At 32.2% G+C, this 13,305-nt stretch carries 14 protein-coding genes; 6 read left to right on the forward strand and 8 right to left on the reverse strand.

What is annotated here, in order from left to right:
* Positions 1–57: 57 nt before the first annotated feature.
* From JBL43_RS14010 to pyrG, 8 genes are all read right to left on the reverse strand, one after another.
* On the reverse strand, positions 58–924 hold the full coding sequence (locus tag JBL43_RS14010; RefSeq protein ID WP_198842042.1) for a TolB family protein: 867 nt from the start codon (positions 922–924) through the stop codon (positions 58–60).
* Between the two features lie 453 nt (positions 925–1,377).
* Entirely contained in the window at positions 1,378–2,244 is an 867-nt protein-coding gene (locus tag JBL43_RS14015; RefSeq protein WP_198842043.1) for a substrate-binding domain-containing protein, read from the reverse strand.
* The gene (locus JBL43_RS14020; RefSeq protein ID WP_233098788.1) at positions 2,241–3,122 is read right to left on the reverse strand and encodes a nucleoside phosphorylase; all 882 of its coding nucleotides are present in this window, start codon (positions 3,120–3,122) and stop codon (positions 2,241–2,243) included. Before JBL43_RS14020 ends, JBL43_RS14015 begins: the two co-directional genes overlap by 4 nt.
* Before the next feature lie 69 nt (positions 3,123–3,191).
* Positions 3,192–3,518, reverse strand: coding sequence for a translation initiation factor (locus JBL43_RS14025; protein WP_117879279.1), 327 nt, complete (start codon positions 3,516–3,518; stop codon positions 3,192–3,194).
* Between the two features lie 56 nt (positions 3,519–3,574).
* Entirely contained in the window at positions 3,575–4,525 is a 951-nt protein-coding gene (locus tag JBL43_RS14030) for an isopenicillin N synthase family dioxygenase (RefSeq protein WP_198842044.1), read from the reverse strand.
* Positions 4,526–4,565: 40 nt separating this feature from the next.
* A complete protein-coding gene (locus tag JBL43_RS14035; RefSeq protein ID WP_233098789.1) occupies positions 4,566–5,276 on the reverse strand; it encodes a DUF6048 family protein in 711 nt (236 codons plus the stop codon).
* Positions 5,242–5,739, reverse strand: coding sequence for a DUF6452 family protein (locus JBL43_RS14040; protein WP_198842045.1), 498 nt, complete (start codon positions 5,737–5,739; stop codon positions 5,242–5,244). Before JBL43_RS14040 ends, JBL43_RS14035 begins: the two co-directional genes overlap by 35 nt.
* Positions 5,736–7,343 carry a CTP synthase gene (pyrG, locus tag JBL43_RS14045; RefSeq protein WP_198842046.1) on the reverse strand — a complete coding sequence of 536 codons (1,608 nt, stop codon included), beginning with the start codon at positions 7,341–7,343 and terminating at the stop codon, positions 5,736–5,738. Before pyrG ends, JBL43_RS14040 begins: the two co-directional genes overlap by 4 nt.
* A 399-nt stretch (positions 7,344–7,742) precedes the next feature.
* On the opposite strand from pyrG, the gene mce reads away from it, so the two are divergent.
* From mce to JBL43_RS14075, 6 genes are read left to right on the forward strand one after another with little or no spacing between them, the layout of a single operon-like run.
* Positions 7,743–8,147 (forward strand): methylmalonyl-CoA epimerase, encoded by a 405-nt coding sequence (gene mce / locus JBL43_RS14050; RefSeq protein ID WP_117879274.1) that lies wholly within the window; start codon positions 7,743–7,745, stop codon positions 8,145–8,147.
* A gap of 26 nt (positions 8,148–8,173) precedes the next feature.
* Positions 8,174–9,733 carry an acyl-CoA carboxylase subunit beta gene (locus tag JBL43_RS14055; protein ID WP_198842047.1) on the forward strand — a complete coding sequence of 520 codons (1,560 nt, stop codon included), beginning with the start codon at positions 8,174–8,176 and terminating at the stop codon, positions 9,731–9,733.
* Positions 9,733–10,101, forward strand: coding sequence for an OadG family protein (locus JBL43_RS14060; RefSeq protein WP_198842048.1), 369 nt, complete (start codon positions 9,733–9,735; stop codon positions 10,099–10,101). The genes JBL43_RS14055 and JBL43_RS14060 overlap by 1 nt, the downstream gene beginning before the upstream one ends.
* Positions 10,102–10,159: 58 nt before the next feature.
* Entirely contained in the window at positions 10,160–10,579 is a 420-nt protein-coding gene (locus JBL43_RS14065) for a biotin/lipoyl-containing protein (protein WP_198842049.1), read from the forward strand.
* Positions 10,580–10,618: 39 nt separating this feature from the next.
* Positions 10,619–11,935, forward strand: coding sequence for a sodium ion-translocating decarboxylase subunit beta (locus JBL43_RS14070; protein ID WP_198842050.1), 1,317 nt, complete (start codon positions 10,619–10,621; stop codon positions 11,933–11,935).
* A 29-nt stretch (positions 11,936–11,964) separates the two neighbouring features.
* The gene (locus tag JBL43_RS14075) at positions 11,965–13,254 is read left to right on the forward strand and encodes an acetyl-CoA hydrolase/transferase family protein (RefSeq protein ID WP_198842051.1); all 1,290 of its coding nucleotides are present in this window, start codon (positions 11,965–11,967) and stop codon (positions 13,252–13,254) included.
* Positions 13,255–13,305 lie beyond the last annotated feature (51 nt).

Below are 13,305 nucleotides of genomic sequence, written 5' to 3' on the forward strand. Positions count from 1 at the left end.
TCTGAAAAAACTAAAAAATAGCTAACTTTATGTTTTATGGGGTATTACTTGTTTTGATTATTTGGTAGTTTCATCAACAACTATGGCTAATTTATTACCGAACGGACTAATAGCTAATCTAGTAATACCTTTTAGTCCATAGGAAGATAATGAAGCAAACTCGACCCAGGTTTTGTCAACACCAGGTTTTAATTTGTATAATGTATCACCTTTACCCATAATCATTGTGCCATCTGGTGTCCATGCCAAATCTTGAGCACCTTCTAAGGGATCAGCAAGATATTTTTTTTCACTAGTTATAGGGCTAATAGAATAAATTTCAGGATCTTCATGCTCTAAACTAATAATACTCAATAAGTCTGTATTTGGAATTTTTAAGATAGACCTACCAATATTTTTATCAATTGGATATTTAATTTTATACTTTAAATTAGAAACTTCTAAAGATGAGGGATCTCCTATTACAAAGGAAACTAACATTTTTTTAGAAATCCATGCATGGTAACCAACCGGTAGGTTTTCTATAAGTACTTCTTGTTTCTTACCATTAAATTTATACTTCCACAAAAGTTGCTCGCCATCTTGGTCTAATCTAACTGCTGTAAAATAATTTTTATCAAAAGTCTGAATGGGAGAGTATTCATTGGCTTCCGTGTTTGTTAACCATACGTTTACATTATTTTTAATATCGTAAAGTGCAATGTCAGTTTGCTCGTTTCTTGTAGAGGCATATAATACACCAGAACCGTCATTTAAAAATGAAGGTTGGTTGTCGTAGCCCTTATTGTCAGATATGTTAATAGGATTGTCGATAACAAGAATACTATCTCCTTGAATAAAATCAAATAGATAGATATCTGTATCGGTTTGACTAAAACCGAAAGAAGTAACTGTTAGTAATAAACAAAGTATTTTTATTTTCATATTCATTTCATATCTATTGTATCGCTTTTCAATTTTGTATTAAAAAGGAAGTACAAGATCATTAATTTTTAAATAAGTTGTTTAGTTTAGAAATATGGGTTTCAACAAATATAGATATTATTTGAATTGAATTGTAATTCAATATTATTATTTTTATGTCAATTCTATATAATACTTGCTTACTGATAAGTATAGATACAATAACTCTGCCAAAAAAATAATGGTAAACAAGCAAAAAATATTGCTAAGCATTAATTGTAATAAACTTTAATGTTTTATAATGAGGCCTGTTTTTTAATTATCTAAATAGATTAACTTAATTTAAAGCATTCATTAAAATCTAAAAAGCCATTTTAATATTGCTATTAAAATGGCTTTCAGATTGGTTGGTTGATTGCTTTTTTGGTTATCATAAAATAACCTAGGTTTTTAGTTGGTTGGTTTAAAACGTATTTAAAACATCTTTTTAATTAATACCTTTGCAGGTACATTTTCCTTTATAACGTCGTAGTCTGTCAATTTATTTTGAATGCTATTAATTAATTTTTTTGAAACTGTTTTTTTTCTATTCCATTTGGTTAGTGATAACCATGTTTTTACATCTTCTACTTTTAACTGATAACGTTCTGAAAAATGAGTAATTAATTTATCGTTTTCTAAAGGATTTTCAAAATGCTTTAGCTGTTTGTTAATTACCTTTATCATTCTTTTAATAGCTTCTGGTTCCTCTTTTAGTATATTGTTACGTACAGCTATTACAAAACAAGGCCAAGGAGTTTCTAGGCTATCTAATCTTCTGAAAGTGCCATTATCTACATAAGGCTTTGTCATAAAATGCTCCCACATAAAATAGTCGGCTGATCCATCAGACAATGCATTAACACCACCGTTTAAATTTTTAACAAGCACATATTTTAATTGATCAACGTTAAACCCTTGTTTTACGGCGTTTACTTTTGCCATAAGTTGAGATCCTGAACCAGGTCTGCTTATAGCAATTTTAGCATTTTTTAGCTCTTGTACGGAATTGAATTTTGAACTTTCTGCAACATGAATACCCCACAACAAAGGAGAATCGACATATGTTTTTACAATTTTACTAGGATTACCCGCAATTATGTCTTTTATAATACCTTCTGTCAATATAACGGCAGCATCAATACTTCCAACGCGTAATGCAGAACACATGGCACCTGTACCTCCTGGAAATTCTTTCCATTGTAGGTCAATATGCTTGTCTTTAAACTTATTGTTTTCAATGGCCATATGCCAAGGTAAATTGAAGTGTTCTGGTACACCTCCAATGGTTATTTTTTTCATGCTGCAACTAGCTTTTCTAAAGTGTATTTTATTAACTTTTCTATAGTTTTATGTGTATCCTTACTGAAGGTCCCATTTGCTCTATTTGCAATTATAGCATTCATAGAAAGTGCCTCATGACCTAATAGTTTTGCTAAACCATAAATGGCAGAAGTTTCCATTTCAAGATTCGTAATTTTTAAACCATTGAAACTGAAATTGTCAATTTTAGAGTTCAATTTAGCGTCTTGTAAAGCTAATCTAAGCACTCGTCCTTGAGGGCCGTAAAATCCATTTGCAGTTGCAGTAAAGCCACTAAAAGTATCATTACTTGATAAAAGGGCTTCTAATACAGCACTTCCTTTAACAATATACGGTCTAGCTTTTCTATTGTTCCAATCTGTATGTTTTATAAAAGCATTTTCAATATCACTTTCAAGTATCTGTTCACAGGCATATGAATGTAATGTTCCATCCATACCCAGCCCATACTTTGATAAAACAAAACGGTCTATAGGTATATCCTTTTGCAAAGAACCGGAAGTACCAATTCGTACAATTGAAAGTTTTTTATGCTCTGGTTTTATCATTCTAGTGTCTAGATTAATATTGACCAATGCATCCAATTCATTCATTACGATGTCAATATTATCAGGTCCAATACCTGTTGAGATTACCGTAAGTTTTTTACCTTTTAAAATCCCTGTTATGGTTTTAAATTCTCTTTTTTGCGTTTCAAAGATGATGCTATCAAAATGATTGGCAACCTTTGCTACTCTATCCTGATCACCAACAAGAATAATAGTGTCTGCTATATGTTCGGGTTTTAAGTTTAGATGATATACACTACCATCTTTATTTAAAATTAGTTCAGATTCGGGAATACGTTTTGTGTTCAATGTTTGAAATTTTAGGTATTAGAATATATGATTTTAAAAATTACAGCTTGTTGTGCGGTGTAAACCATTTTATCCTCCTACGCGTTTAACAGCGAAGCCTTTTTCTTTTAAAAGCTCCATAATTTTATCTCTAAGATCGCCTTGGATAATAATTTTATCATCTTTAAAGCTACCACCAACGCTAAATTTTGTTTTTATTTCTTTGGCTAATTTTTTAAAATCAGACGTTGCTCCAGTGTACCCTTCTAAAATTGTTATGGGTTTCCCTTTACGTTTTTCATATTTACAAATAATAGGATCGTCTTGTAACCAAATAGTACTTTTTTCTTTTGGCTTTTCTTCCTTTTCAGGCTTATGTTCTGGAAATAAATTTTTTAATTGATCTTGTAAATCCATTGTGTTAAAATAGGAGATTTTGGATATTAAGCTTTAGAATTATTGGCTTTGAATAGTTACTTTTTTATTAAGCCTAATTCTATTAGTCGTTCCGTTAAAAACTCACCTGCAGTAATATCATCATATAATTTTGGATGTTCACTATCAATACAGTTTTCTAAACAATTAAGTGGCATTTCGCTAATTGGGTGCATAAAGAAAGGAATAGAATAACGTGATGTTCCCCAATTTTCTCTAGGTGGGTTTACAACTCTATGAATAGTAGATTTTAACCTATTGTTAGAATGACGAGAAAGCATATCGCCAACGTTAATAACTACTTCGTCAGGTTGTGCAATAGCATCTAACCATTCACCTTTATGATTTTGTACTTGTAAACCTCTACCTTGAGCACCCATTAATAAGGTAATTAAATTGATGTCACCATGGGCTGCTGCTCTTACAGCATCTTTCGGTTCACTCGTAATTGGCGGATAATGAATTGGTCTTAAAATACTGTTACCATTTTTTATATAATTGTCAAAATAATGTTCATCTAAATCTAAAAATAGAGCAAGTGCTCTTAAAACATAAACACCCGTTTTTTCTAACATTTGATACGTTTCTTTACCTACTTTATTAAATTCAGGTAATTCTTTAACCGTTACATTATCAGGATATTCCGCTTTTAATTTATCATCATCTTCTACGTATTGACCAAAATGCCAAAATTCTTTTAAATCGCCTTCTTTTTTACCTTTTGCACTTTCTTTTCCAAAGGAAACATAACCGCGTTGTCCGCCAATGCCTTCTATTTCATAGTTGTGTTTGGTTTCTAGAGGAAGAGCGAAGAATTTTTTTATTTCACTATATAAATTATCAACCAAATTATCGCTTAAAAAATGCCCCTTTAATGCTACAAAGCCAATGTCTTCATAGGCTTTGCCAATCTCGTTAACGAATTTTTGTTTTCTTTTAGGGTCATCAGATAGAAAATCAGATAAATCTACACTTGGTATATTTTGCATGCTAAATTCTTTTAGTAGTAGTAAAATTAAAGAAAAATTATCATTTCGCCTTTTTATACAGCGGAATTAAATAAGAAAGCGTGTAATTAAAGCTGAATCCAGAGTTGTTTAAAAAGACACGATTAAAGCCTGGAATAAATAAGTTTTTAAAATTATCAGGTTGTTTTGAAGTAAACATTTTTTTACCACTAAAGCTAAATCCCATAAATAAATTATTGAATAGTTCAGCTTTAACACCTAATACAATTTCACCCCAATGTCCATTTAAACCATCAAATTTTTGTCCGTTTTGAACAATACTAACCTCATCATAAAAAGGGTCGTTATTTATTGTATATGAATTTAGGGTTTGACTGAATGTGCTAAAACCGTAACGAAAACCAACATAGATCATGTTTTCCATGTCTAACCAGTTTTCATAGGCATTGTAATCAATACCTAATTTGATGTAGGAACCGTTTGTGGTGAAATTAATAAAATCTTCGTCCGTTGTATTTTCTATATAGCCTAGTTCTGCCGCTATAAAATATTTTTTTGAAATGCGATAATCTCCTACAATTTCAAATCCTTTTCTAGCATCGTCTAATACAGTGTGTATGGGGTTGTATAAATCTATCCCAATACGTAAACCATATTTATTTAAATAAACAGAATCTTTCTTTGTTGACCCGATACCTTGTGAAAAAGAAATCGTGAAATAGAGTAAGAACAATATGTTAATGCAGTATCGTAACATGTGCTTCGGTTTCATCTTCTATTTCTGTTTGTGATAGTAACAAACTTTTTATCCATTTATCAGAATCATTAAAGTTTCTGCTAATAGTGACATTGTTAAATATGGATTTATAGCCACATGAACGCCCAACAAATACTTCTTCAGTTGTGTAACTTACAAGTATCGTATCTCTATTAAATAGTAAGTCATCTTTACTGTTAGCAGTTAAAACAATCTTGGTTTGATTATCATAAACATTTAATGGAATACCAACAGAGTCAATTTGAACAGTATCTAAACTTTTACCAATACCATCTATGTCTATTATTTCAATAGCTAAATTATTTACAGATTTTTCGTTTTCAGAATCATCAAAATCATAAAAGACAACAATTAAATTAGGTGTAATTGGGTCAATACAAACTTCATCGCGTTCGCAACTATTCAACATTACAATTGTTGAAATAATTAAGAATAAAATGGTTATATTTTTTCTCATTTGGTCTCTAAACATGCTTTTACAAAAGCCACAAATAAAGGATGTGGATTTAACACTGTACTTTTATATTCAGGATGGTATTGTACACCTACAAAATAAGGATGATTAGGAAGTTCAATAGTTTCGACAAGTTTGGTTTCTGGATTAATTCCAGAAATTTTCATGCCTGCCTTGGTGAATTTCTCCAAATAATCATTATTAAATTCATAGCGATGTCTGTGACGTTCGCTAATCATTTCTGTGTTATAAGCCTCGTATACTTTTGTTCCTTTTTCCAATTTACAATCCCATGCCCCTAAACGCATAGTGCCTCCCATGTCAGAAATATTTTTCTGTTCTTCCATTAAATTAATAACAGGGTGAGGTGTTTTCTTATCCATTTCAGTAGAATTAGCATCCTCTAATCCTAATACATTTCTAGCAAACTCAATAACTGCCATTTGCATACCTAAACAGATGCCTAAAAATGGAATGTTATTCTCTCTAATATATTGTATTGCTTTTATTTTACCTTCAACACCTCTTACACCAAAACCAGGAGCTACCAATACACCATCTAAACCTTTTAATTTGCTTTCCGCATTTTCAACAGTTAGACTTTCGGAATGTATCCAGTGTAGATTTACGTTAATTTCTTGAGAAGAACCCGCATGAATAAAAGCTTCTGATATTGACTTGTAGGCATCTTGTAATTCAACATATTTACCTACTAAACCAATTTCTACAGTATGTTTTGGGTTTTTATGTTTACGTAAAAACTCATTCCATTCCGTTAAATTAGGCTTTGGACTGGTTTCTAATTTTAATTTTTTAAGAACTACTTGATCTAAACCTTCTTTATACATTAAATTAGGAACATCATAAATAGTATTTACGTCAATAGATTCAATAACATCTTCTTGTTGTACATTGCAAAAAAGAGCTAACTTTCTTTTGATATCATCACCAATAGGATGCTCTGTTCTACATACCAAAACATCAGGATTTACACCGCTTTGCATTAACATTTTTACGGAATGCTGTGTAGGTTTTGTCTTCAATTCTCCGGCTGCGGCTAAATAAGGAATTAATGTTAAATGAATAACCACTGCATTTTCTCGTCCCAATTCCCATTCTAATTGCCTAACGGCCTCTATATAAGGTAACGACTCAATGTCACCTACGGTACCACCAATCTCAGTAATGATGATGTCATAATCTCCAGTATTACCTAAAAGTCGAATTCTTCTTTTAATCTCATCAGTAATATGTGGTATAACCTGTACGGTTTTACCTAAAAAATCTCCTCTTCGTTCTTTATCAATAACTGATTGATATATTCTACCAGTGGTAACATTATTTGCCTGTGAAGTAGGTATGTTTAAAAACCTTTCGTAATGCCCTAAATCTAAGTCAGTTTCTGCACCATCATTAGTTACATAGCACTCACCATGTTCATAAGGATTTAATGTGCCTGGATCAATGTTAATGTACGGATCCAATTTCTGTATGGTCACAGAGTAACCTCTAACTTGTAATAATTTAGCTAAAGATGCTGCAATAATGCCTTTGCCAAGAGATGAAGTTACGCCTCCGGTTACGAAAACATATTTGGTATTTTTCATGCGTTAATATTTAATGTTTTTAAGAGTTCGCATGCGGTTCGCCATTTGACTTTCTCGCAGAAGATGAGATATTGAACATGCTCGTTTCATATACTATTTGGTTTGGTCAAAAGTACAAACTCTAAATGTAATGACAAATGAAAATTGTTGGAATGTTCTAAAATGTAATTTGACCGTATAGGTTTTGGAGGAAGTGAGACTTAAAATGTTTTGAGAGTTGATTTTTTTACTTGATATTTTTTGTTATTTTAGTCAAAATGTTGTATCTAAAAACATTAACGAAAAGGTTATCGTAACTTCATAAATAACATGACATCTGTCATATTATTTGGCGTGCCCATTATATAATTTTACAGTGTAATAAGAAGTAATAATATAATTAATTAAAAATCTATACTTATGAATATTTCGCACATCGAACATATCGGCATAGCGGTCGATAACTTAGAAGAATCAATTAAATATTATGAAGGTGTTTTAGGCATGAAATGCTATAGCATAGAAGAAGTAATTGATCAGAAAGTGAAAACAGCGTTTTTTTTAGTAGGTAATACAAAAATAGAATTACTTGAAAGCACATCGCCTGATGGTCCAATTGGTAAATTTATAGAGAAAAAAGGTCAAGGTATACACCATATAGCTTTTGCTGTTGATGATGCTACAAAAGCACTTCAAACTGCAGAAGAAAGAGGTGTACGATTAATTGATAAAGTGTCTCGTAAAGGAGCAGAAGGTTTAAATATCGGCTTTTTACATCCAAAATCAACACTTGGAGTGCTTACAGAACTTTGTTCAAAACAATAAATAAAAAAAATAATATTTATATAAAAATGGCAAATCAAGATAAAATTAACGAATTAATCGAAAAAAGAGCCAAAGCGAGATTAGGCGGTGGTGAAAAGCGAATTGATTCTCAACATGCTAAAGGAAAATTAACAGCACGTGAACGTATTGATATACTACTAGATGATGATAGTTTTGAAGAATTTGATATGTTTGTTACGCACCGTACAAAATCTTTCGGATTAGATAAACAAATTTATCTTTCTGATGGTGTTGTAACAGGTCATGGCACAATTGATGGCAGAATTGTTTATATTTTTGCTCAAGATTTTACAGTATTTGGAGGTTCACTTTCCGAAACATATGCTCTTAAAATATGTAAAGTAATGGATATGGCCATGAAAATTGGTGTACCCGTTATCGGATTAAATGATAGTGGTGGAGCTCGTATTCAAGAAGGAGTGAGATCATTAGCTGGGTATGCTGAAATTTTCCAAAGAAATATTATGGCATCTGGAGTCATTCCTCAAATTTCTTCAATCTTAGGCCCTTGTGCTGGTGGAGCTGTTTACTCACCTGCATTAACAGATTTTACGATAATGACAGATCAAACAAGTTATATGTTTGTTACCGGACCAAAAGTAGTTAAAACAGTTACAGGAGAGGTTGTTACTGCTGAACAATTAGGTGGTGCAACTATACATTCTACAAAATCTGGGGTTTCTCACTTCCTTGCAGAATCTGATGAAGAGAATCTGTTATTGATCAGAAAGTTAATGAGCTACCTTCCTTCAAATAATTTGGAAGATCCACCAAGTATAGTTACTTCTGATCCTATTGATCGGTTAGATGATATATTAAATGAGATGATGCCCGAAAATCCTAATGAACCTTACGATATCGTAGATGTTATTTCTACCATTGTAGATAATGGAGAATTTACGGAAGTCCACAGAAGTTATGCTAGAAATATAGTAGTAGGCTTTGCCAGGTTTAACGGTCATCCTGTTGGAATTGTAGCGAATCAACCTAAGTTTTTTGCTGGTGTGTTAGACACTGAAGCTTCAAGAAAAGCAGCGAGGTTTGTACGTTTTTGTGATGCTTTTAATATCCCTATTGTAACACTGGTTGATGTACCAGGCTTCTTACCAGGAACAGGTCAAGAGTATAATGGAATAATTCTTCATGGAGCAAAATTATTATTCGCTTATGGAGAAGCTACAGTACCAAAAATTACCATTACACTACGTAAATCTTATGGTGGTGCACATGATGTAATGAGCTGTAAACAGTTAAGGGGTGATTTAAACTACGCATGGCCAACTGCAGAAATTGCGGTAATGGGTGCTAAAGGTGCGGTCGAAGTTCTAGAAGGTTCTGCAATTAGAAAAATTGATGATGCTGATGAGAAACAAGAATATATCGATAAAAAAGAAGATGAATATGCTGCTAAGTTTGCAAATCCTTATGTAGCTGCTAAATATGGTTTTATTGATGATGTTATTGAACCTAGAAATACGCGTTTTAGAATAATTAGAGGTTTGGAATTACTAGCTAACAAAAAAGAAGTAAACCCACCTAAGAAACATTCAAACATACCATTATAATGATAAATCTACCATTACAAATAGATACAATAAGCGAAGGATACATTATCCTAGCAACAGGCTTGTTTATAGTTTTTAGTTCATTGATTTTGTTAACTGTTTTTTTTAAATTAGGAGTTCCTGCATTACTAAATGCATATAAAGCATTGAAAGGCTTAGGTAAAAAGGAAGAGAAAAAAGAAACATCAGTTGTAATTAAAAGTGAAAAAGATTTTACAGGTGAAACTGCCGCTGCAATTGCAACGGCACTGCACATGTACTTGAATGAGCAGCACGACAATGAAAATGCAGTATTAACCATTAAACAAGCTAGAAAATTATACTCACCATGGAGTTCTAAAATATATGGTACTCACCAGAAATTATAATTGATTCTGGATGGTTTATAAATTAATTTTCATAATGAATTCCTTAATATAAATAATAATGAAAAATTTTAAGTTTAAAATATACGACAATAGTTACAGTGTTAAAATTGTTTCCCATGAAGATAATCTAATAAATTTAGAGGTCAATGGTACTTCTTATGAAGTTGAAATGAAGGCTGAAGTTAAAAAATCAAAAACGCCAGTATTGGTTCGTTCTGCGGCTAAAGCTCCTGCAACTCCTGTAAAAGTAAATCCGGGTTCATCAAAAACAAAAATTTTAGCTCCAATACCTGGTATTGTAGTTTCTATTGACGTTAAAGTTGGTGATGTTATAAAAGTAAATGACAGATTGCTAGTATTAGATGCCATGAAAATGGAAAATCAAATAGCAGCGGAAAAAGCGGGTACAGTAACTGCTGTTCTTATTAAGCCTGGTCAGCAGGTATTACAGAGTGAAGTATTAATAGAATTATCATAATTTATAAACCTTAAGGTTTATAAATTTAAACGTAGAAAAATGAAGAAAGTATTAATAATATTCGGAGTGTTGTCACTTCTCATCTTTATCAGACCGGTTTTAGGTTTGAATACAACAACTAAAGACACTAATTCACAAGGTATCGAACAGCTTGAAAATGTCGAAAACGAAAGTTTTGTGAGTGAAGCGTTTGAAGGTATAAAGCAATTTTATAATTATACAGGTTTTGCAAATGTCACAGGTGGACATTTAGTCATGATAATTATTGGTATTGTATTTATTTATTTAGGAATAAAATTTGATTACGAACCTTTACTTTTAATACCTATTGGTGCTGGTGTAATTATAGGTAATATTCCTTTTGTAGCAGGTAATATGACAGGTATCTATGAAAGTGGATCTGTGTTGAACTTTTTATATTTTGGAGTTGTAAAAGGTATTTACCCACCATTGATATTTTTAGGGATTGGTGCCATGACAGATTTCTCATCTCTAATAGCAAATCCAAAATTAATGTTATTGGGTGCAGCAGCACAAATTGGGGTTTTTGCAACATTTATGGGAGCTCTTTACTTAGGTTTTAAATTACCTGAAGCAGGTGCAATTGGAATCATTGGTGGAGCCGATGGCCCTACTGCAATTTTCCTTTCCTCTAAATTAGCTAATGGTGTTAATATATTAGCAGATGGTACAACGGTTAAAAATTTAATTGGCCCAATAGCAATTGCAGCTTATTCTTATATGGCTTTAGTACCAGTTATTCAACCACCTATTATGAGATTGTTAATCTCTAAAAAAGATAGAAAAATTAGAATGAAACCACCAAGAGCGGTTTCTCAAAAGGAAAAAATGATCTTTCCAGTTGCAGCTTTAATATTAACTACTTTTATTTCTCCTAGTTCGTTACCATTATTAGGTATGCTTTTCTTTGGTAATTTATTAAAAGAATCTGGTAGAACTGAAAGATTAGCAGATACTGCAAGAACTAAAATGATTGATATTGTAACTATATTATTAGGAGTTACGGTAGGAGCATCTACTCAGGCAGATATTTTTATCACAAGTGATTCCTTATTAATTTTCGGATTAGGTGCATTATCATTTGTAATTGCAACTATGGGAGGTTTGTTTTTTGCTAAATTGATGAACCTTTTCCTAAAAGGTGACAATAAAATAAATCCATTAATTGGAGCCGCAGGTGTTTCTGCTGTACCAGATAGTGCAAGGGTAGTGCATGCGGAAGCTTTAAAATCAGATCCTCATAATTACTTATTGATGCATGCTATGGCACCAAATGTTGCCGGTGTAATTGGTTCTGCAATTGCTGCGGGTATCCTATTAAGTTTTTTATCATAATAAATTATTCAAACTAAAATAACAAGAAAATGAACATACCAAATAAAATGTCAGCAGCAGAAGCTGTAAAACATATAAAGTCAGGAGATAGAGTATTAATTCAAGGAGGTTCTGCTACACCGCAAGAATTGATTAAGGCAATGGTTGCCAGAGCACCTGAATTGAAAAACGTAGAATTAGTACATTTACATACAGAAGGTGAATGTGGCTATGTGGCTCCAGAATTGAGTGAAAGTTTCCATACGAATGCCTTTTTTATTGGTGGAAATGTTAGAAAAATGGTGGGTAAAACCGTAGACTATATTCCAATTTTTTTAAGTGATATACCAAGTTTATTTCGCGAAGGTTATATGGACTTAGATGTGGTAATGGTAAACGTTTCACCTCCAGACAAACATGGGTTTTGTTCATTAGGAGTTTCTGTAGATATTGTAATTGCTGCTATTGAAAAAACTAAAAAAGTTATTGCACAAATAAACCCACGTATGCCACGTACTTTTGGCGATGCTTTAGTGCACATAAAAAACTTTGATGCTTGTGTAGAAATAGTTGAAGAACTTCATGAAATGAAATTAGTCACTCCTTCGGAAGCAGAAATACAAATTGGGAAAAATGTGGCTGGTATTATTGAAGATGGAGCCACCCTTCAAATGGGTATTGGTGCTATTCCTAATGCAGTTTTAAGCTTTTTAACCAATCATAAAAATTTAGGTGTACATACTGAAATGTTTGCTGAAGGTATTATTGATTTAGTAGAAAAAGGTGTTGTAAACGGTTCTCAGAAAAAAGTAAATCCATTTAAGATTGTTTCTGGATTTGCAATGGGAACACGCAGGTTGTATGATTTTATGGATGATAATCCTGAAATAGAAATGAAAGATATTGCTTATGTAAATGATACCGCAATTATCCGTCAAAACCCAAGAGCAACTGCCATTAACTCTGCTATTGAAATAGATTTTACAGGTCAAGTTTGTGCTGATTCTATCGGTACAAGAATGTTCTCTGGTGTTGGTGGTCAAATGGACTTTATGCGAGGATCAGCATTGTCTGAAGGTGGTAAGCCAATTATTGCTATTACATCTGAAACTTTGAAAGGAGTTTCTAAAATTGTACCGATGTTAAAATATGGTGCTGGTGTAGTTACCACTAGGGCTCATGCGAGATATGTAGCTACAGAATATGGTGTTGCATTTTTGTTTGGAAAAACATTAAAACAACGTGCTCAAGCATTACGCGATATTGCACATCCTAATCATAGAGAAGAATTAGATAAAGCTATTTTTGAGAGATTCGGAAGTAGTTTAATGATAAAATAAATATATTAAATTGCTGATGTTTTATAATCATTGGTAATTCAATTCTATCTT

Source organism: Aureibaculum flavum (assembly GCF_016406085.1).
Classification (GTDB): domain Bacteria; phylum Bacteroidota; class Bacteroidia; order Flavobacteriales; family Flavobacteriaceae; genus Aureibaculum; species Aureibaculum flavum.